19 protein-coding genes are annotated in these 19,011 nt (G+C 58.3%); 14 read left to right on the forward strand and 5 right to left on the reverse strand.

What is annotated here, in order from left to right; translation table 11 throughout:
• Positions 1–667 precede the first annotated feature (667 nt).
• From AAG799_RS03400 to AAG799_RS03450, 11 genes are all read left to right on the forward strand, one after another.
• Positions 668–1,087, forward strand: a complete 420-nt coding sequence (locus tag AAG799_RS03400) for a globin family protein (protein WP_341894392.1) — start codon at positions 668–670, stop codon at positions 1,085–1,087.
• Positions 1,088–1,329: 242 nt separating this feature from the next.
• Positions 1,330–1,815 carry an Rrf2 family transcriptional regulator gene (locus tag AAG799_RS03405; RefSeq protein ID WP_341894393.1) on the forward strand — a complete coding sequence of 162 codons (486 nt, stop codon included), beginning with the start codon at positions 1,330–1,332 and terminating at the stop codon, positions 1,813–1,815.
• A gap of 64 nt (positions 1,816–1,879) precedes the next feature.
• Complete coding sequence (locus AAG799_RS03410; RefSeq protein ID WP_341894394.1) at positions 1,880–2,686, forward strand: cysteine hydrolase; 807 nt, start codon at positions 1,880–1,882, stop codon at positions 2,684–2,686.
• 11 nt (positions 2,687–2,697) lie between these two features.
• Entirely contained in the window at positions 2,698–3,954 is a 1,257-nt protein-coding gene (locus AAG799_RS03415; protein ID WP_341894395.1) for an aromatic ring-hydroxylating dioxygenase subunit alpha, read from the forward strand.
• A gap of 3 nt (positions 3,955–3,957) precedes the next feature.
• Complete coding sequence (locus AAG799_RS03420) at positions 3,958–5,211, forward strand: amidase (RefSeq protein WP_341894396.1); 1,254 nt, start codon at positions 3,958–3,960, stop codon at positions 5,209–5,211.
• Positions 5,208–6,173 carry a BMP family protein gene (locus AAG799_RS03425; protein WP_341894397.1) on the forward strand — a complete coding sequence of 322 codons (966 nt, stop codon included), beginning with the start codon at positions 5,208–5,210 and terminating at the stop codon, positions 6,171–6,173. The genes AAG799_RS03420 and AAG799_RS03425 overlap by 4 nt, the downstream gene beginning before the upstream one ends.
• Positions 6,174–6,177: 4 nt before the next feature.
• Positions 6,178–7,761 carry an ABC transporter ATP-binding protein gene (locus tag AAG799_RS03430; RefSeq protein ID WP_341894398.1) on the forward strand — a complete coding sequence of 528 codons (1,584 nt, stop codon included), beginning with the start codon at positions 6,178–6,180 and terminating at the stop codon, positions 7,759–7,761.
• Positions 7,762–7,778: 17 nt separating this feature from the next.
• Positions 7,779–8,810 (forward strand): ABC transporter permease, encoded by a 1,032-nt coding sequence (locus AAG799_RS03435; RefSeq protein ID WP_341894399.1) that lies wholly within the window; start codon positions 7,779–7,781, stop codon positions 8,808–8,810.
• Complete coding sequence (locus tag AAG799_RS03440) at positions 8,807–9,730, forward strand: ABC transporter permease (RefSeq protein ID WP_341894400.1); 924 nt, start codon at positions 8,807–8,809, stop codon at positions 9,728–9,730. Before AAG799_RS03435 ends, AAG799_RS03440 begins: the two co-directional genes overlap by 4 nt.
• A 571-nt stretch (positions 9,731–10,301) precedes the next feature.
• Positions 10,302–10,805 carry a TRAP transporter small permease gene (locus tag AAG799_RS03445; RefSeq protein WP_341894401.1) on the forward strand — a complete coding sequence of 168 codons (504 nt, stop codon included), beginning with the start codon at positions 10,302–10,304 and terminating at the stop codon, positions 10,803–10,805.
• A gap of 39 nt (positions 10,806–10,844) precedes the next feature.
• A complete protein-coding gene (locus AAG799_RS03450; RefSeq protein WP_341894402.1) occupies positions 10,845–12,110 on the forward strand; it encodes a TRAP transporter large permease in 1,266 nt (421 codons plus the stop codon).
• Positions 12,111–12,171: 61 nt separating this feature from the next.
• Here the strand turns inward: AAG799_RS03450 and AAG799_RS03455 are convergent, their stop codons facing one another.
• The 3 genes from AAG799_RS03455 to AAG799_RS03465 all read right to left on the reverse strand — a co-directional run bounded on the left by AAG799_RS03455 (position 12,172) and on the right by AAG799_RS03465 (position 14,808).
• Positions 12,172–12,849, reverse strand: a complete 678-nt coding sequence (locus AAG799_RS03455; protein WP_341894403.1) for a glutathione S-transferase N-terminal domain-containing protein — start codon at positions 12,847–12,849, stop codon at positions 12,172–12,174.
• 115 nt (positions 12,850–12,964) lie between these two features.
• Complete coding sequence (dctP, locus tag AAG799_RS03460) at positions 12,965–13,978, reverse strand: TRAP transporter substrate-binding protein DctP (RefSeq protein ID WP_341894404.1); 1,014 nt, start codon at positions 13,976–13,978, stop codon at positions 12,965–12,967.
• A 155-nt stretch (positions 13,979–14,133) separates the two neighbouring features.
• Positions 14,134–14,808: an EthD domain-containing protein gene (locus AAG799_RS03465; protein WP_341894405.1), complete on the reverse strand. Its 675-nt coding sequence runs from the start codon at positions 14,806–14,808 to the stop codon at positions 14,134–14,136.
• Between the two features lie 139 nt (positions 14,809–14,947).
• Here AAG799_RS03465 and AAG799_RS03470 point away from each other — a divergent pair, with 139 nt between their 5' ends.
• A complete protein-coding gene (locus tag AAG799_RS03470) occupies positions 14,948–15,634 on the forward strand; it encodes a hypothetical protein (protein WP_341894406.1) in 687 nt (228 codons plus the stop codon).
• A gap of 67 nt (positions 15,635–15,701) precedes the next feature.
• Here AAG799_RS03470 and AAG799_RS03475 read toward each other — a convergent pair whose 3' ends face one another.
• Complete coding sequence (locus AAG799_RS03475; RefSeq protein ID WP_341894407.1) at positions 15,702–16,325, reverse strand: TetR/AcrR family transcriptional regulator; 624 nt, start codon at positions 16,323–16,325, stop codon at positions 15,702–15,704.
• A 172-nt stretch (positions 16,326–16,497) separates the two neighbouring features.
• Between AAG799_RS03475 and AAG799_RS03480 the strand changes: the two genes are divergently transcribed.
• Positions 16,498–17,715: a thiolase domain-containing protein gene (locus AAG799_RS03480; protein WP_341894408.1), complete on the forward strand. Its 1,218-nt coding sequence runs from the start codon at positions 16,498–16,500 to the stop codon at positions 17,713–17,715.
• A 1-nt stretch (position 17,716) separates the two neighbouring features.
• The gene (locus AAG799_RS03485; RefSeq protein WP_341894409.1) at positions 17,717–18,103 is read left to right on the forward strand and encodes a Zn-ribbon domain-containing OB-fold protein; all 387 of its coding nucleotides are present in this window, start codon (positions 17,717–17,719) and stop codon (positions 18,101–18,103) included.
• Positions 18,104–18,145: 42 nt separating this feature from the next.
• Here AAG799_RS03485 and AAG799_RS03490 read toward each other — a convergent pair whose 3' ends face one another.
• Positions 18,146–18,994 carry a MaoC/PaaZ C-terminal domain-containing protein gene (locus tag AAG799_RS03490; protein ID WP_341894410.1) on the reverse strand — a complete coding sequence of 283 codons (849 nt, stop codon included), beginning with the start codon at positions 18,992–18,994 and terminating at the stop codon, positions 18,146–18,148.
• Between the last annotated feature and the right edge of the window lie 17 nt (positions 18,995–19,011).

A 19,011-nucleotide genomic window follows, 5' to 3' on the forward strand; every position in this document is an offset into this window, starting at 1 on the left:
CGATCACCGATGTAGTCCAGTACGTGCTGCAACTGCGGCGGGGCCTGCCTCTGCCTGCTCACCGGTCGGCCTTCCAGAAGCGGCGGGATTTCTACGCATTGTCCCAAACTTTTTCGGCCGGCCGTCCGTCCGGGGATACCTGTCTCAACTCAGGCAGGCACCTTTAGCGTCAGCGCCAACGCCACTGCAAGTGGCCCGGCATTGCTTCGATTTGCTGGTGGTAGGCCACCATCATATATTAGAAGGCGTGTACCTCCCTTATTCGGACGCCGGATATGAAACTTCCTCTTATCGATGCCGTGCTTTTCAGCACGAGGATCTCCTGACCCTTAGTGGTCATGCCCTGATGGCCATTCGAACGCGTTGAGGGCCGCATAGAGTCGTTTCAGAATGCCGCTCGATTTTCTGCCCGATCCTGCCTGCGTGAACGGCTCCTCATTGGGAGTAGTTGTCCGACGTTCGATTGGCCCCGGGTTTAGACCGGCACGCCCATCTCTATGTATGCTCTTGTCGATCGGACTTTCAGACACCAAGCAGTGTTTGGCTTGATTTGGCTGGACCATGTTCGTTGCGGTCGATCGGCTGATGGTTGCTGCAGAACGCGCACGGCATTGGCTTGAGTCTTGCTTGGTCGACACCGGATCACCCAGAAACCGGAGACAAAGCAATGACGCCCCAGCAGATCGAACTCATCAAAACCAGCTTCGCGAAGGTTGCGCCAATATCCGAGACGGCTGCAGAGCTGTTCTACGGCCGCCTGTTCATCCTGGATCCGGGCTTGAAGCCCCTCTTCAAGGGAGACATGAAGGAACAGGGGCGTAAGCTTATGGCAATGCTGGCAACTGCAGTCGCCAACCTGAACAACCTTGGCTCAATCGTTCCTGCTGTTGAAGCGCTCGGCCGCCGTCACAATGACTACGGCGCCAAGCCGAAGGACTATCAGACTGTCGCCGAGGCGCTTCTATGGACGCTTGAGCAGGGGCTAGGCGATGGCTTTACCGGCGAGGTCAGGCAGGCATGGACTGAGTGCTATGTGACCCTCGCGAATGTCATGCAGGAAGCTGCAGCTAAAAAGACAACTGCTTGATTGCCTTTGGATTTTTTCTTGATCAAGAGGATCTCCAAGTGTCCTCGGTCGCCGGCTTCGGTGGCCGAGGATGGCTCGATCAGCCGATTGACGTTTGAATAAGCATTAATGATACCTTTTTGAGCAGTTCCGCTGGCAGCGTGCAAAAGGATGAAGTATCGTCCGCCCACATTCGGTTATTCGCATTGGTTGCCGAAGCACCAGTTCACAGCATCTCCCGCGCGAGGTCGCAAGAAAGCAAAATGCAACTGACGCTCCATACCGATTATGCCTTGCGCGTCCTTCTTTACCTCGGTGTTCGCCCCAATCAGGTCGTCACAATCAGTGAGGTGGCGGAGATATATGGCATTTCAAAGAACCACTTAATGAAAGTCGCGACCAATCTCGCGGCCGGTGGGTTCATCGATTCCAGCCGCGGAAATGGCGGCGGATTGAAGCTTTCGCGTCGTCCGGATGATATCGTGATTGGTGAGGTCGTTCGCCATACCGAGAACGATTTTGCTCTCGTCGGGTGCTTCTCTCCCTGCAGTACCGGCTGTCGAATTGAATCAGCCTGTCTATTGCGGACGACTCTCCGGAAAGCGCTCGACGCGTTCTTCCGTGTTCTGGACGAATATACCCTTGCGGATCTGTTGGTTACCCGGCCTCTGATGGCTGAGCTCTTCAACCTGGTCGAACCGGTTGGTGAGGCCCGCGAAGGCGTGATGGGCAAGCGCCGCGCCTGGTGAATTCAAATTGGCATAGAAAATGCTTCTATGGGATTGAGCTTATGTTCTCCCATGGAGCATGCCTATGTCTTCAGCAACTGCAGCCGCCGCTGAGCTGACCCGCCGTTTTCCGCTCGGCAAGTCTCCCAACACACATTGGATGGTCGACGACAAGGTGGTCGACATGTCCGTCGAGGCACCTGCGCCTCGACGGGTGACCATCTCGTCATTGCCACAGTCGGTGATCGCGGATCTGAACCGGACCGCGATTGTCATCATCGACATGCAGAACGATTTCTGCGCCAAGGGCGGCTGGGTCGACCATATCGGCGGCGACTACACCCCGGACCGAGCCCCGATTGCGCCACTCCAAAAGCTCCTGCCCGAACTACGGAAAGCCGATGTACCGGTGATCTGGGTGAATTGGGGGAACCGGCCCGATTTGCTGAACATGCCGCCCAACCAGATCCACCTCTACAAGCCGAGTGGCCAGGGCGTGGGATTGGGCGAGCCGCTACCTGGATCCGGCGCCCATGTCCTCGAGAAAGACAGCTGGGCGGCAGCCGTGGTCGACGAGCTTGCGCCGCTGCCAAGCGACGTGATGGTCGACAAGTACCGTATATCCGGATTCTGGGACACGCCGCTCGACAGCATCCTCAAGAATCTCGGCATCCGGACCGTGCTCTTTGCAGGCGTCAACACAGACCAGTGTGTCTTCTGCACCCTGACAGACGCAAACTTCCTTGGATACGGCTGTATCCTCCTTGAGGACTGCTGTGCCACCACATCGCCCGACTTCTGCACCCAGGCAACCGTCTGGAACGTGAAGAAGTGCTACGGCTTCGTCGCCAGTTCCGGCGACGTCATCAATGCCCTCTCCATGACGAAATGACAGGTGTCGCAATGCCCCATGACACGCACCCCGACGTTCTGACCGTCCTCAACTCGCTCGATACCGCGGCATTGCCGGTTGAGGCCGCACGGGTCCTCCCGGCGGAGGCCTATATGTCACCGGCCTTCCACGAGTTCGAGATGTCGGCCGTTTTCATGCATTCCTGGCTCTGCGTAGGAAGGGCACAGCAGATTCCAAATCCCGGCGACTATATCGCAGTGACCCTCGCGGATGAGCCGATCCTGGTGGTGCGGGGAAAGGACGAGCAGATCAGGGCCATGTCGGCCTTGTGCCGCCACCGCGGCCACCCGCTGAAGGAAGACTGTATCGGTAACGCGAGAACCTTCATCTGTCCGTATCACAAGTGGACATATGGCCTGGCCGGCGAGTTTGTGGGCGCCCCGCATATGGGGAAGACCTGCAATGCCGCCGACCTCAAGAAAGAGGCCGTTCTGCCCCAGCTTCAGGTGGAAATCTGGTACGGGTTCATTTTCGTCAACTTCGACCCTCAGGCGAAACCGCTGGCGCCGACCATGAAAAAGCTCGAGCCCTACATGCAGGGCTACGACCTGGACAACATGGTGACGGTCGAACCCGAGGTAACATCAAGGCCAATCCAGTGGAACTGGAAGATGCTGCTCGAAAACTACATCGAGCCGTACCATACCGAGTTCGTCCATCCCATCATTCATGATTTCGCGCCCAGCACCGGTGTCGAGTTCTCTCCCTGGCTTGGAGACGATGATAACGTCATCGTCCGGTATGTGCCTTTTCTCGAAAACGATGGCGGACTGACCGATAAGGGATGGGCCGCACCTGCGTCCTTTCCAGTCATTCCCACGCTCAGTGAAAAACAGCGGCATCGGGTCGGCTTCGGCATGGTGCCGCCGAACATGAACATCATCTTCACACCCGACATGCTTTGCTACGGCCTGGTATTCCCGCAGGGCCCGACCAGCCTGAAGGTCGGCGGCGGCCTGTTTACGGCAGGCGGCTGGTGCGTTCCCAAATCGACCGCGGCGCTTCCCGATTTCCATGCAAGGGCGGCGCGACTGATGGAGGGCTCCCGTCAACTCGGAGAACAGGACACCGCGATAAATCTTGCGATGCAGAGGGCCAAGTATTCCCGATTCGCGCCGCGGGGCCGGTTCAGTTACCTCGAAGAGACGCTCAGCCAGTTCAACCGTTGGCTTGCTGTCCGTTATCGGGCGGAGGGTGCGCGTCGTGGCATCATGGCGGGGGAAGCCGCCCGCGAAGTGGCCGAGTAGCTCATGGGTCTCAGCGCTGAAGAGGTCGGAGCGTTCATCCCGCATGGCCGGTTCGAGGTGTCCGGACTGGGCGCTGGGAATCTGGTTGGCCTGCGCTTCGCGGTCAAAGACTTCATCGATATCCAGGGGCACGTGACTGGCGCGGGCAACCCGCGTTGGCTGGAGACTCATGCTCCTGCGGTAGCGACAGCGCCGTGTGTTCAAAAGCTGCTCGACGCGGGCGCGACCATGATCGGCAAGACGATCACGGATGAACTGGCCTACAGCATCAACGGCGACAATTACCATTATGGTACGCCTCTGAATGCAGCCGCGCCCGGACGGGTGCCGGGTGGCTCCTCCAGCGGGTCGGCGGCAGCCGTGGCGGCTGAACTGTGTGACTTCGCGCTTGGGACGGATACTGGCGGCTCCGTCAGGATACCGGCCAGCTATTGCGGTCTTTACGGCATCCGAACCACGCACGGAATCCTTCCCATGGAAGGGGTGGTTCCGTTCATGCCCAGCCTGGATACCATCGGCTGGTTCGCGCGCGATGCGGAGCTCTTTGCCCAAGTTGGTGACATCCTGCTTCCCAAATCAAACGAAGGCAACCAGCAGTTCCGGCGAGTCCTCAACCTGACGGACATCGAGAACGAGCTTGATCCAGCGGTCATGTCGGCCCTTAGACCTGCCATCAACCGGATCTCGGATCAGTACGAGACGGTAGAAAACGCCACTCTCTCGCAGACGGGTCTGGAGGCATGGCGGCAGGTATTCCGCCGCCTCTCGGCATCCGAGGTCTGGTCTGTCCATGGCGAGTGGATCGAGGCGGCTAGGCCGGTTTTTGGTCCTGCCATTGCTGAGCGTTTCGCCTATGCCAAAGAGGTCTCGGCAGAGGACGTCTCGCGGGACGTAGCCCTAAGGACCAGGATTGGCGAGAGGCTCCGGGAATTGCTTCCGCCGGATACGATCATCTGCCTTCCAACTGCACCCGGTCCAGCGCCTTTGCGCTCGGCCTCCGGTGACGAGGTGGAGCAGTTCCGACAGCACGCCCAGAGGCTGACCTGCATCGCGGGACTGGCCGGGCTTCCGCAAGTCACGATGCCCCTCGCGGTATTCGATGGAGCCCCAATCGGCCTGTCACTGATCGGCCCACCTGGTTCCGACCGGCGGCTCCTTGCCGAATGCGTAGCCCATTCCGCTCGCTGGTCGTCCGAAGAGACGGCGCTCAAAAAAACAACAGATTCTAACCAGACAACTCTTGGAGGCATGACATGACAATGACGAGAACAATTTTGGGGGCGGTCGCAGCTGTGGCTCTCTCTGTCGCAAATGTTGCGGTTGCACAGGACGTGACCGTCGGTATCCTCGTGCCAGGTTCGCAGACCGACAAAGGCTTTATGCAGTCTGCCTACATGGGCGCCAAGAAGGTCGAGGAAACCTACGGCACCAAGGGCAAGATTCAGATCATCGAGAATATCAACTATGCGGATATGGAGCAGGCCCTGACACAGCTTGCCACCAACAACAAATTTGTTGTCGCGGTCAGCGGCGCCTCGCAGGCGGCAATGATCAAGGTGTCGAAGCGCTTCCCGGACGTGAAATTTGCTTTGGTCGGCGGCGCCAAGATCGTTGAGGCCACGAACATGTCGCAGTACGACATGCGTCAGGCGGAAATCAATTACATCTCCGGCGCAGTCGCGGCGATGTCGAGCAAGACCGGTACCATAAGCTTCATCGCAGGCCTGGAAATCCCCGGCGTGGTGAATGCCAGCAAGGAATTCGAGAAAGGTGCGAAATACGTCAGGCCCGACATTAAGACGATCGCCGTCTTCACTGGTAGCTTTGACGACGTTGCCAAAGCGAAGGAGGCTACCCTTGCGACGATTGCCCAGGGCGCCGATGTTCATGTGCATGTGCTCAACAAGGGACTTCCTGGTCTCGAACAGGCGGCCCGTGAGAAGAGCACATCCGTCATCGGCGGTCCGCTTCCGAATTGCGGAGCAGATCCCCTCTACATCGCCTATTCCCGGACCGGCGTCGGCTATCTGATCCAGCAGGCGGTCAAGGCAAACGCCGAAGGTAGCTGGAAGCCCGGTTCGCACGGCTTCGGCCTGAAGGCCGGACCGGATGCGAGCGATATGGTTCTGTGCGGCACTCCTAAGCCGGACGTCGCCAAAAAGGTCGAAGAGCTCAAGAAGGCTATCATCTCCGGCCAGATTACGACGCTGGACGGCTAGTCCCATGCTGGCGGTGGCGATGCAGTCTGACGTTCCAGTTAGCGGAGTGCACGCCGCCGCCCCTATCCTGCGTGTGGCTGGGATCAGCAAGCGCTTCGGCACCCTCCAGGCGTTGCAGGACGTCAGCCTCGACCTGCAAATGGGAGATATTCACTGCCTTCTCGGGGAGAACGGGGCCGGGAAATCGACGCTGTGCAATGTCGTATTCGGCCTGGTTCAAGCCGATAGTGGCGATTTGCATCTGAATGGTATGAAGTTCAGTCCTTCAGGCCCGTCGGATGCCTTGCAATCCGGCATTGCGATGGTGCATCAGCATTTCAGCCTAATTCCAGAGCTCACAATTGTTGAAAACCTGTGTCTGTCGAAGCGTTTCAAGCGGTTCGACCGAAAGGCGGAGCTGGTCAGGCTGCAAAGTATCGCAGCCAGATACAGCATCGATCTGGAGGAAGACGCACTCGTCTCGAATCTCTCAGTCGGACAGCGACAGCGGATTGAGATCCTGAAATGCCTCATTCATGACCCGAAGGTCGTGGTTCTGGACGAACCGACTGCGGTGTTGCCGCCAGCCGAGATTTCCAGTCTGCTACAGCTTATCGAAAGCATGGCGGCGACAGGCAAAAGCATTCTGCTGGTGACGCACAAACTGGCTGAGATCGAGCAGGTCGCGCGCAAGATTACGGTTCTCCGGCGGGGAAAGGTGACATTCCACTCCACCGGGGGGCGCATCGGGCGCCAGGAACTGACCGAGGCCATCATCGGGCCGGGCGCAGCGCAAAGCATTCAGACTGTGCCAAAGCAAACACGGCCGCAGCCAGGTCTCGTCGCAGAGGCCAGAGGCGATTTTGCCTTGATGCTGGATGGCATCTCGGTAACGGGCGAGGACGGAACCAGAAAGGTCGACGGGGTTACCATACTGGTGCGCCCGGGTGAGGTCGTCGGGATTGCCGGGGTTGAAGGAAACGGCCAGACGGAGCTGGGTCTTGCTCTCTCCGGACTTTTGAGTTTCTCGGGTGGCAGGTACTTTGCGGGAGGGCGAGAGCTCACGGCTGTCACGGCGGGGCAGATTTCGGAAGCTGGTGTCGCCATCATTCCGGAAGATCGGCATGCGGTTGGCGGCATTCTTGACCTGTCGGTGGCGGAAAACCTCTTTCTCGGTCAGTTGCATCGGTTCTGTCGGGGGCCATTCCTGAACCGCGCCACCATGAATCGGGCGGCTGAGGAGCTTATCGAGCGTTTCGATATTCGATGCAGCGGACCCAGTGCAACGTTCTCCAGTCTGTCTGGCGGAAACCAACAGAAGGTCATACTCGCCCGCGAGCTCACCTTGTACGCGAATACGGCTGTCATCGCCTCGCAGCCGACGCGGGGGCTCGATATCGGTGCATCGATGGCGACCTACGGCCATATCGCGGACGCCGCCTCGAAAGGGCGGGGCGTCCTGGTCATATCCAGTGAGCTCGAAGACCTCCTTGCGTACTGTGATCGCCTCTTTGTGATGTATCGCGGCAAGATCGTCGGAGAGATGCCGAGGTCAGTGTTCAACCGAACTGAAATAGGCGCCCTGATGTCCGGACACGGTGTCCAATGAGGTGGGATATCCGAAGCATGGCTAGCGCAGCTGTTCCGTCAGTTCTGGCACTGGCGGCGGCCATCTCTATAGGCGGCTTACTCATCGTCATTATGGCGCCGTCTTCACCGGTTGCATTCAGCGCATTTGTGCAAGGAGCGTTCGGAAGCAAATACGCTATTGGCGCCTCATTGAACCGTGCGACGGTCCTGGCCTTGGTCGGACTGGGGTTTATCTATGCCTTTCGGGCCAACCTGACAAATATTGGGGGCGAAGGCCAGATTGCGATGGGAGGTATGGCTGCTGCCGCCGTTGCACTGAAAACCGGTGTCGGTTCGCTTCCATTCGGACTTGCTATCCTCATTCCAGCCGGAGTCGGGGCTTTGGCTGGAGGAGCCTGGGCCATGCTGGCGGGCTGGCTCAAGGTGAGGCGCGGCACCAATGAGGTCATCAGCACGCTGCTGCTCTCATTCATCGCTTTATGGCTGGTCTACTGGGCAGTCCATAGCGACGGCTTGCTGCGCCAGCCTAGAACTGACTCCACCTCGCTGCCGGAGTCTGTCGATGTGCCTGTGGCGAGCATGTTGCCAATGATATCGGCGCCGACCCATATCGGCGTGCTGATTGCTCTCCTGATCGGGTTTGGTATGTATCTGACCCTCATGCATACCCCCGTGGGGCTGCGTCTGCAGGCCACAGGCTACAATCCTTTGGCGGCTCGCCGCGCAGGCCTGAACATCACGCGCATGGTCCTGGGGACGCTCTTTGTCAGCGGCGCATGTGCGGGCCTTGCGGGCGCATTCATGATCCTGGGCGAGCAATATAATCTGAAGGCGGGATTTTCCTCGGGCTACGGCATCGACGGACTGGTTGTTGGTCTTCTGGCCCGCGGCTCTGTGGGAGGCGTTATCCTGTTTGCGCTTCTGTTCGGATTCCTTCGTTCCGGCGGTATCGGGATGGAAATCGCGGCCGGTGTGCCGTCCGCCGTCGTCCTGGTTATGCAGGGGCTGATCATCATCGTCATCGCGGGCCTCGAGCTTGCCACCGGAAGCCGCAGGCACGCGATATGACTGCTGAGTTGCTCGCCATATTCATCGCATCGAGCATCCGTCTGGCCGCTCCGCTCATATTTGCGGCGGTCGGAGAACTTGTCAGCGAGCGGGCCGGGGTTCTGAACCTTAGCCTTGAGGGAATGATGCTGGCGGCAGCATTCGGCGGCGCACTGGGTGCATTTGTCACCGGGTCACCATGGGTAGGCCTGCTGACGGGTGTACTGTTTGCGGTGGTGGTTTCGGCGGTTCAGGCCGTCTTCAGTGTGAGTCTCAGGGCGAATCAGATAGTTGTCGGCATCGGTATCAACATAGTCGTGCTTGGGGCCACAACGGTCGCATCTCGGGGCATCTTTGGGCGCGATCCGGGCTTCTCAATTGAGGGTTTCGGCAAGCTGAATTTCGAGCCACTTTCGAACCTTCCAATACTTGGAACAGCACTTTTCCAGCAGACAGGCCTTGTTTACCTTGCTCCAGTTCTCGCTTTACTGGTCTGGTGGCTGTTGTATCGGTCAACTGCGGGGATAGCTATTCGAGCGGCGGGAGACGAGCCTAAGGCGGCCGACAAAAGTGGGGTTGCGGTGCCCCGCATTCGCTGGCTGGCAATTCTGTTTACTGGCATCCTCGCTGGTTTCGGTGGAGCGATCTATTCAATCGCCGACATCCACTCATTCACCGAGAACATGACGGGCGGCGTGGGGTATCTCGCCATAGCAGCGGTCATCTTCGGCCGTTGGCGGGTGTTGGGCACATTCGTGGCGTGCCTGGTATTCGGGGCGGCGACCTCACTGCAGTTCCAGTTGCCGGCCATGGGCATTGCACTCGTGCCTGTCGCACTGCTCGTTATGCTTCCCTACGCCTTGGCTCTGCTGGCTGTATCGGGACTGGTTGGTCGGCAATCGCCACCGCGCGCGCTTACGATCCCGTTCTTCCGGCGCTGATTTGTTGGAGCTGCACGGCTAGGCTCATTGCCCCTCACATACCTTAATCCACTGTTACCACCGCAGCTTGGCGCGGGACTGGCCATTTCTACGATTTCGATTGTTGCCATGGGACATTTCAACTGCGTTTTTGCCTGCAGGATTCCAAATTGTCCCCCGAGAATATTTTTCACGAAGCAGTAAGGTGACCAGCCACAGGCCGGCAGCTCAGCACCGAAGCCATAGTTCTCATAACCTGATGGTTCGTAGGTTCAAATCCCATTCCCGCAGCCAAATCAAAACCCCGCCAGGTTTGCCTGTGCGGTTTTTTTGTTTATTCAAGTCATCTCGTGGAGGCCGTGTGCAAAGCGCCCCACCGGCCGCAATCGGAAGCAGGATTCCGTCCCTATCTTTTTCAGCGGCCGGGCCCGAACATTCGGCGCAGCCGAAGGAAGAGGCCGATGGTTGGCATTCAGGGAGTGAGGTTCGGGGCGTGCTGGCTGAAAGTGCCCGGGCGCGAGTACTGAGAAGTGCTTGCATTTAAAACAAACGTTCGTTAGTATATACACGGCTTTGTTGCCGGGGAGGGATAATGGAAAACCGAGTAAGGCACGGCCTTTCATGGCTTTTTCGGATCGAGGTCTTCGTTGCCTGCACGTCGCTGATGCTCGTTGTCATTGCGCTGTTGGCGGATGTTGTCGCGCGCGAAATCGGGGGCAACGGCATTTTCGGTGCCCAGCGTTTCGCGGTCTTCGCAAATTCGGTCGGCGGTCTCCTCGGCTTTGCGATCGTCGTGCATACCGGCGGGCATCTGCGAGTGGGCGTGGTCGACAAGCTCATCCCTGAGAAATGGGAACCGCTGGTCATCCGCTTCTGCGATTTTCTCTCCGCCTCGCTCTGCATTTTGCTGGGTTACCTCGCGCTCGTCTTCGTGCGGAGTACCTATGATCTTGGCGATACCGAACCGGTATTCGACATCAAGATCTGGCCCATCCAGATAGTGCTTCCCTATCTCTTCGGCGTTTCGGCGCTCCGGTACCTGTGTTACGCGGCGTTTCCTGCGGTTCGTCCCGAAGACAAAGAAATCGAGCAATAGCGAGCTCTTCCGGCTCACCAACAAACGCGGGGGCGTAGCGTGACGACTGGACTGATACTGGCAGGCATCATTGTTGCCCTGATTCTGCTGCGCCAAAACATTATCCTTACGCTCGCTGTCGCCGTTGCGTTCATTCACACCTATATGGCGAAGAGCAAACCGGAATTCCTGATTCAGGACATCTGGTTCACGGTCGACCGTGAAGTCCTTCTCTCCATTCCGATGTTCATCGTCGCTGGCATGGTCATGGCGCGCGGCTCAATCGCAGCACGTCTGACCCGCATCATGGCGGCGCTCACGACGAATATCCCTGGTGGTTTGGGCATTGCGACCGTGCTGTCGCTTGCCGGCTTCTCGGCGATCTCCGGATCTTCGGTGGTAACCATGATGGCGATCGGCAGCATCATGTATCCGGCATTGCTGAAAGCCGGTTATTCGAAGAGTTTCTCCCTGGGGCTTCTCTGCTCTGGCGGTACGCTGGGCATCATCATCCCGCCCAGCATCCTGATGATCGTCTACGGGATCATGACCGAGGTCTCGATCACGGATCTCTTCCTTGCTGGATGGGGACCCGGCCTGCTTCTGACCGGCGGATTGAGCCTTTACTCATATTTCGTCAACAGAAAGATGGAGACGAAAGCTATCGACATGATTGAGTTGGCCACCGCCCTGCGTCAGGGCGCAGCCGCAATACTCATGCCGGTCATTCTACTGGGAGGCATCTACAGCGGCTACTTCACAGTCACGGAGTCCGCGGCGCTGGCCGTCGCTTACGCGCTGCTCATCGAGTTTTTCGTGCATCGTGAGTTGAAGGCGAAGGATTTCGGAAACATCCTGCTGGAGACGATCAAGCTCCTTGGCAGCCTGCTGCCTCTGGTCGCGATTGCAGGCAGTCTGAATACAATTCTCGACTATGCCGGAGTGCCTGCCGCGCTTGTAACCTTCATGCAAGGCTATGTTGTCGATAAATGGAGCATGCTGCTCGTCGTCAACGTCTTGCTCCTGTTGGCTGGCGCCCTCATGGACGAAGTTTCGGCCATTGTGGTTCTGGCTCCGCTGCTCCACCCGCTGGGCGTGGCCTACGGCTTCAACCCCATTCACTTCGGGACCATCACCATCGTGAACCTGCAGATCGGGTATGTGGCCCCGCCGGTGGCGATCAACCTGATCGTGGCAATGGTGGTGTTCAAGGAGCAGTTCGGTTTCATATGCCGGTCTGTCATTCCGTTCATCGGCATTATGCTGTTCGTTCTGCTCATAACCGCGATGTTCCCGGAAATATCTCTGGCATTCCTGGGTAAGTAAGCGCCGGAAGCGGGCTCTGCATCGGGGTAACGCCTGCTCACGCGCGTTAAACTCGAAAACTTCAGCTCTTCTGGTGTTGATGCCGAAACATGTGGCGGCGGGCCTCGTCGTCGAAAGCCGGCTTGAACTGGAATCTTTCCTTCAGAGCCAGGGCGCGGATGGCGGCGTCGCGCGCGCCGATCTGGTCCACAAGCCGCTGTACATGCGGGAACCTAGACGACGCGCCATCGCCCATGACAAAGTCCATCATACGCGCCCACCCCCAGGCCGCCATGTCGACAAATGAATAACGGCCGCCGACCAGGAACTCGTTCGAGGTCAGGTGGTCATCCAAGACTTTGAAATGACGCTCCGCCTCGAACTGGTACCGGTTGGACGAATAGGGCGAGGCATCATTCGCGAAGTGGCGGAAATGTACAGCCTGGCCACTGTATGGGCCAATTCCGGTGGCGACGAACATCAGCCAGGACAGCATATCGCCGCGATACCGGCTCTCCGGCATGAACATGTCATGCTTTTCGGCGAGATAAAGAAGGATCGCATTACTGTCAAATACGATGGTTCCGCCGTCGTCGATAACCGGAACCTTGGCGTTCGGATTGAGTTTCAGAAATTCGGAGCCGAACTGCTGGCCCCTCTTGGTGTCGACGGCAACCGCTTCGTAAAGCAGACCCGCTTCTTCCAGAAACAGGGCCACTTTCGTGGGATTGGGCGAGCCGTTGAAATAGAACTTCAACATGGGTTTCTCCTGTCAGCTTCTGCTGCGGTTTGCCGGAACGTTAACGTTGTCAGACTACAAAAAAGAGCCCCCGCAGTACTGCGGGGGCTCGTGAAAGTCCGGGGCGTGAAGAGGTTCAGCTCTTCTGCTTCTTGAATTCCTCTTTGCCCTTCTCGATGGCCCTGTACAGTTCCATCGCACCCGGGCCGAGCTTGTCGACGAAGGCATCGACATGGGGTTTGACCAGCCCCTGCCACTGTGCCTTCTGGGCGTCATTCAACTCATAGACCTTGCCGTTCTTCGACAGGAAGTCCTTCATCTTGGTCTTCTCGTCGGCGAACCAGCGATCGCGGACCGAGTTCGAATCAGGCAGGCCGGCCACGATCTTCTGGCGGGTGGCGCTGTCGATCTTGTCCCATGCGGCCTTGTTGGCGAAGTAGAGCCAGGGATGATGCAGATGCTGGGTGACAACGAAATGCGGTGCGGACTGCGCGCCCGGCGTCGTCATGTAGAATGCAAACGGCAGATCACCTGCAACGACCAAGTTCTGCTCCAGGCCGGGCCAGAGTTCGCTGATCGGCAGAGTAACACCATTGGTATGCAGAGCCGACCAGAACATCTTTGACGCTGCGGCGGGCGATACACGGGCTTTCTGGCCCTTCAGGGAGGCCGGATCGCTGCAGTTCATCTTGCAGAAAACGCCATTGTAGCCCGCCTCATGCACGGCCAGCAGGACGAGACCCTTTTCCTCGAACTGCTTGGCCAGAACCGGAAAAGCATACTTGTCGGTGACGAAGCGACGCTGGGCATCCGAGTCCCAGATATTGGGAACGCTCATGACAGTCGCGTTCGGAACGGCGACGCTGGAGCCGAAGGCCGACGTGCCGCCCATTTCCAGACGGCCGCGAATAACTTGGCTGACCATCTCCTGCTCATTGCCCACGAACTGGCGTTCGATGACGACTTTACCGCCGGCTGCCTTGGTTATGGCTCCGGCGAACTCATCGTCGAGCGTGGCACCGAAGGCGGGGTGCTGCATCAAGGTCGCAAGTTTCCAGCTTTCCTGGGCGGTTGCCGTTTGAATTGCGAATACGGAGATTGCGACGCCTACCGCGAGTGCAGTCACACTCCGGCTGATCGAGAAATCCATGATTTCCTCCCTGGATGTGTTTTTTTACATCTGATCATGCCAGGCGGAATATCCGCATAGGCAGGTCAGATAAGAACGAACATTTGTTAGTATCCATAAATCCGTGGCCTATGCAATTGCCTTTTTAGCGGGGAATGCCTGAGGACGCTGCGTCATCAGGGATGTTTCGGGTGAATCCAAGGTTTCTCAGGCCCGTACACCATGACTTCGCGCACCGGCAGGAAGATCTGCGGCAGGCCTTCCGCCGGGCTGGTGTATTCCCGGTAGGCAGCGGTCCTGACCAAGGCCTCGTTGAACCAGGCTTCGATGAGAAGGTCGCAGCTGAATGTGCTCTTACTGAAGCCCAGCGCGCTCGCCGTGTTCACATCGAGGTGGTTTGCCACGATACGGCTGGCGGTACGCAGTCTGTCCTGTGTGAATGCGGACGAAGCCATCAGCAGCAGCGCCTTGAACTGGGTCGCCGGGCCATCAACGACGACCTCCTCCCAACCGAGCAGGGATACAGTTTCGGCGATATCGAACAGGTAACGCTCGTCATCCTGAACGTTTGCGTAGTCAGGGTGGTTGAAGAATCCCTTACTGTAATCGCCTCGCGGAACCTGGGTCGTCATGGTCACGCCATCGAACAAGGGCTCTGAGTCATCCGGAAGACGCTCGACATGGTTCTGAACATATCGACTGGCAAACTGGCGAAAACCTTCTTGCGAGGACGCAAGCGGGCCATGGGTAGTTTCGTAGTGTGTGCTAAAGGCTTCGCGCGACAGCGCCGGATTGCGCCGCAACAGCGAGTGTCGACGATATGTCTTCTGCCCGTGTTCTGAGATCGGCATGGGTTCTGTCTCCTGGCCTGCATGAGTGGGTAGCGGACGGCCCTGAAACGCTCGCCCTAGACTTAAATACTAACAACCGTTAGTTTGTTAACGTTCCAAGTCGATACGGGTCAAGTTTTTTTAAGCGCGGAGGCAGACGGTGCCGCAGATAGCGTTGTTTCGGCTGGATGGCTCGACCGATTCGAGAGCGGCGGCCAGGTCAGGTTTGCGTGCGGAATTGGTCGAAGACATTTTCCGGCGGGCCTCCGGACCATCTGAAGCAATTATCATGACCGGCATCGACGAGCCGCGAGAAATGAACCTGTATCGTGAGGGCAATGACTTCGCGCCGCCATTCGATCTCGCAATCAAGGCCGAGTATGCTGACGATAAAGCCTTCCTCACGAATCTTGGTGCATTCGGGCGCCAGAGCCGGTTCGCCTCTTTCAGCGGCTTCAGAACCGAGGCAACGCTGAAGAAGGGCTCGGCGCAGCTATGGCAGCCCGGAGAAGTTCCAGGCATCCACATGCTGCACCCTTTGCATTTTTACGAAGATCTCCCCCGCTCCGCATTACTGCGCAGCTGGCGGGACATCCATGGCGATTTGGCGCTGCATGCACATGCGGGCGCGAATTATTACACCCAACAGCTTACTTTAACGGGGTTGATCTCGCCGGAAGTGGATTTCGGCGGCTTCTCTGAGTTCCATTTTCCGAGCGTGACTGCGTTGGTCGAGCGCTATTTCGCATCCGACGAAGCACGAAAAGCCGTGCGCCACGATATCCGCCATTTCATCAAGGGCGTTCCGCCGCGCATGTTCTCCATGGCATATCAGTATGTCGCTTGACGGCATATATCGGCGGAAATAGCCAGTTCCGCGCAGGTCGTGGACAAACAAACGGTAGTTCGTGCGCTTACTTCTTGGCTGCCTTCTTTGCGGGAACGACTTCGGACTTGTGCAGCATGTTGAGCACAAGGCCGACATAGCGATCCTGCAGTTCGGGAATGGTCAGTTCGCCTTTCGGATCGTACCAGGTCGGAATCGAGTTCAGCATGCCAAGGATTGCAAAGGTGGTGATCTTTGCATCCGTGACGTCGAAAATCCGCTCTTCAATTCCGGCCAGAACGATGCTGCGCAGAATCAGCTCGTATCGTTTCCGCAGGTCGATCATGACCTTCAGGTTGTCTGGTTCAAGGCTGCGCAGCTCCATATTGCCGATGAAGACTTCGGCTTTACGTGACGTATGGAATTCAATGTGATGTTTGACGAAGGCGGTAAGCCGGGACAGTGTCCCACGCTGCGGCAGTACTTTTTGCTCCGCGCTCACGACCAGATCTTCCTGGATGCTCTTCAGCAGCATGAAGAGCAAGTCCTGCTTGCTCTTGATGTGGTTGTAAAGCGAACCGGCCTGGAGACCGACATGTTCGGCGAGCAGACGCAGGCTGATGCCGTGATAGCCGTGCTGTGAAATCAGCTCAATCGCGGCCCGTCGCAACGCGCGCTGAGTGGTCTGCCCGTTAGATCCTGCAATTCGCATGAGATTGTGTGTTCCTCGGTTCGAAAAAGTGTATAGGCAGAACCCCGCCGCCCGATCAATCAAGATCAGCCGTGCACGACCTTAAGTCGTTGCAGATTGGTGCCGGCCGCGAATCAACGCATTGACATTATGCGCATTCTATCGATACAAACAAACATTAGTATGTATCTATATGCTCGTGGTCGACGGGCACGGCGCGGACTGTCGTGAGAGGAACGGTATCGGAATGAGCAAAGCAGCCAAAGCGTACATCGTCGGGGCCTACGAACATCCGACACGCAAGGCCGACACCAAGTCGCTGGCAGAACTGCATGCGGATGTGGCGATTGGGGCGCTCCGGGATGCCGGCCTGACCCTGGATGACGTCGACGGCTTCTTCTGCGACACCGAGGCGCCCGGTCTCGGCCCGCTCTCGATGGCTGAATACATCGGATTGAATCGTCTGCGTTATATGGACAATTCCGATCCCGGCGGTTCGGCCTATCTTCTGCATGTCGGCCACGCGATGGAGGCCATCGCCAACGGCAAGTGCAGCGTGGCCCTGATCACGCTGGCAGGTCGCCCCCGTGCCGCGGGTTTGCGCGCCGACCCGGCACCGGACTGGAACCTGCCTGAACTGCCATTCGAATTTCCCTACGGCTCCATTGTGCTGAACCAGTATGCCATGTGCGCCATGCGGCATATGCACGATTACGGCACCACCAGCGAACAGCTGGCCTGGATCAAGGTGGCGGCATCACATCACGCCCAGCACAACCCGGATGCGATGCTGAAGGATGTGGTCACGGTCGACGACGTCCTCAAATCGCCGATGATCGCCGATCCCCTGCATCGCCTGGATTGCTGCGTGGTCAGCGATGGCGGCGGCGCCCTGGTTGTCGTCAGCCCGGAAGTTGCCAGGACGCTGAAGCGGCCTATGATTGCGGTGCGTGGTGCCGGTGAAGCCATCAAGCATCACCAGGGCGGCCAGGTCGATCTGACCTATACCTCGACTGTCCAGTCCGGCAAGCAGGCCTTCGAGGCCGCCGGCGTGACGCCGAAGGACATCAAATACGCGTCGATCTACGACAGCTTTACCATCACCGTGCTGATGCAGCTCGAGGATCTCGGCTTCTGCGAGAAAGGCAAGGGCGGCGCTTTCGTTGCCGACGGCAACCTGATTTCCGGTGTCGGCCAGCTGCCGGTGAATACCGATGGCGGCGGCCTGTGCAACAACCATCCCGCCAATCGCGGCGGCATGACGAAGGTGATCGAGGCCGTCCGTCAGCTGCGCGGTGAAGCCCACCCGGCGGTTCAGGTCAAGAATTGCGACCTGGCGCTGGCGCAGGGGATGGGTGGATGGCTGGGCAGCCGGCACGCGAGCGGAACCCTGATTCTGGAGAGGATTTAACATGACTGAGCGCGTTCTGCCTGCGCCGGCCATCACACCGGAAGCCAAGGCTTTCTGGGATGGGACCGAGCGCGGTGAATTCCTGGTGAAGAGCTGCGAAAGCTGCGGCAAGTCACATTTCTATCCGCGATCGCACTGCCCACATTGCATGAGCGACAAGACCACCTGGAAGAAGGTTTCGGGCAAGGGGAAAATCTATTCCTACAGCGTGATGCGCCGCGCGCCGGAACCGTTCGCCATCGCCTATGTCACGCTGGAAGAAGGGTTGACGGTACTGACCAACCTTGTCGATTGCGATCTCGACCAGATAAAGATCGGCCAGAATGTTCAGGTCGCCTTCGCCAAGTCGAAGGATGGCCCGCAGGTTCCGGTGTTCAAGCCAATTTGAGGTGACTGAAGCGGGCGGCCTGACATGGGTGTCCGCCTGCTTTTACCTGAGTATCAGGCTGCCGCGATCCAGAACCACGGCATCTCGGCCCTCCGCGAGGCAGCGGAAGGCAATCCGGTCTGCTTCCACCCATATTTCGGTACGCAGGCTCTCGCCCGGGAAGAACGGGGCCGAGAACCGCATCTCGATATGTGCGATCCTGCTCGCATCACCCTCGCAGGCCATGCAGGTCAGGGCGTAGGTCGCCATCCCAAAAATGCAGAGGCCATGCAGGATAGGGCGGTCGAAACCAGCCGATTCAGCGAAGCCCCGGTCGATATGCAGGGGGTTCATGTCTCCGCTCAGACGATAGAGTGCCGCCTGATTCGATGTCGTCTGGCTGACAAGAAATCTGTCGGCGACACGATCGGGCACAGGATGCATTGGCGGGACGGGGCCGGGCTGCCCACCGAAGCCGCCATTGCCACGGGCGAAGACGCTCGACAGGTTGGTGGCGATATGCGTGCCGCTGGCGGCGTCGAACAACCGGGTTTCGGCCAGGATGATAGCGCCCTTTCCAGCGCCTTTGTCGAAGATGTCCCTGATCCTGAATTGAGAACGAATGCGGCCGCAGGTCGGCAGGGGTTGATGCAGTGTGATCCGCTGCTCGCCATGCACCACCTTTGTCAGATCCAGTTCGATCTTCTCCAGCCAGGTGTCCTCCCAGGCTACGACTGTGGTCTGGCTCGGGATGGCCTGAAGACCTTTCTCATAAAGGTAGCGGGTGGCGTATGGGTCATCCTGCATCAAGCCGACTCCGACACCCAGCGCATAGAGCATGGTGTCGGAATCGCTGTAGGAGAATTCCCGCTCCGGGAACCGACGCGAGAGGGCAGTGTCATAGCTGAACATTGAAATGTCTCGGTTCG

Origin of the sequence: Ferrovibrio terrae (assembly GCF_943371255.1) — a bacterium.
Lineage (GTDB): Bacteria > Pseudomonadota > Alphaproteobacteria > Ferrovibrionales > Ferrovibrionaceae > Ferrovibrio > Ferrovibrio terrae_B.

Coding starts and splice junctions, on each gene's coding strand:
- AAG799_RS03435 (WP_341894399.1), top strand. CDS start 7,779: ATGGCTAGCGCAGCTGTTCCGTCAGTTCTGGCACTGGCGGCGGCCATC.
- AAG799_RS03440 (WP_341894400.1), top strand. CDS start 8,807: ATGACTGCTGAGTTGCTCGCCATATTCATCGCATCGAGCATCCGTCTG.
- AAG799_RS03400 (WP_341894392.1), top strand. CDS start 668: ATGACGCCCCAGCAGATCGAACTCATCAAAACCAGCTTCGCGAAGGTT.
- AAG799_RS03445 (WP_341894401.1), top strand. CDS start 10,302: ATGGAAAACCGAGTAAGGCACGGCCTTTCATGGCTTTTTCGGATCGAG.
- AAG799_RS03430 (WP_341894398.1), top strand. CDS start 6,178: ATGCTGGCGGTGGCGATGCAGTCTGACGTTCCAGTTAGCGGAGTGCAC.
- AAG799_RS03485 (WP_341894409.1), top strand. CDS start 17,717: ATGACTGAGCGCGTTCTGCCTGCGCCGGCCATCACACCGGAAGCCAAG.
- AAG799_RS03405 (WP_341894393.1), top strand. CDS start 1,330: ATGCAACTGACGCTCCATACCGATTATGCCTTGCGCGTCCTTCTTTAC.
- AAG799_RS03410 (WP_341894394.1), top strand. CDS start 1,880: ATGTCTTCAGCAACTGCAGCCGCCGCTGAGCTGACCCGCCGTTTTCCG.
- AAG799_RS03480 (WP_341894408.1), top strand. CDS start 16,498: ATGCTCGTGGTCGACGGGCACGGCGCGGACTGTCGTGAGAGGAACGGT.
- AAG799_RS03415 (WP_341894395.1), top strand. CDS start 2,698: ATGCCCCATGACACGCACCCCGACGTTCTGACCGTCCTCAACTCGCTC.
- dctP (WP_341894404.1), bottom strand. CDS start 13,978: ATGGATTTCTCGATCAGCCGGAGTGTGACTGCACTCGCGGTAGGCGTC.
- AAG799_RS03455 (WP_341894403.1), bottom strand. CDS start 12,849: ATGTTGAAGTTCTATTTCAACGGCTCGCCCAATCCCACGAAAGTGGCC.
- AAG799_RS03420 (WP_341894396.1), top strand. CDS start 3,958: ATGGGTCTCAGCGCTGAAGAGGTCGGAGCGTTCATCCCGCATGGCCGG.
- AAG799_RS03465 (WP_341894405.1), bottom strand. CDS start 14,808: ATGCCGATCTCAGAACACGGGCAGAAGACATATCGTCGACACTCGCTG.
- AAG799_RS03490 (WP_341894410.1), bottom strand. CDS start 18,994: ATGTTCAGCTATGACACTGCCCTCTCGCGTCGGTTCCCGGAGCGGGAA.
- AAG799_RS03425 (WP_341894397.1), top strand. CDS start 5,208: ATGACAATGACGAGAACAATTTTGGGGGCGGTCGCAGCTGTGGCTCTC.
- AAG799_RS03475 (WP_341894407.1), bottom strand. CDS start 16,325: ATGCGAATTGCAGGATCTAACGGGCAGACCACTCAGCGCGCGTTGCGA.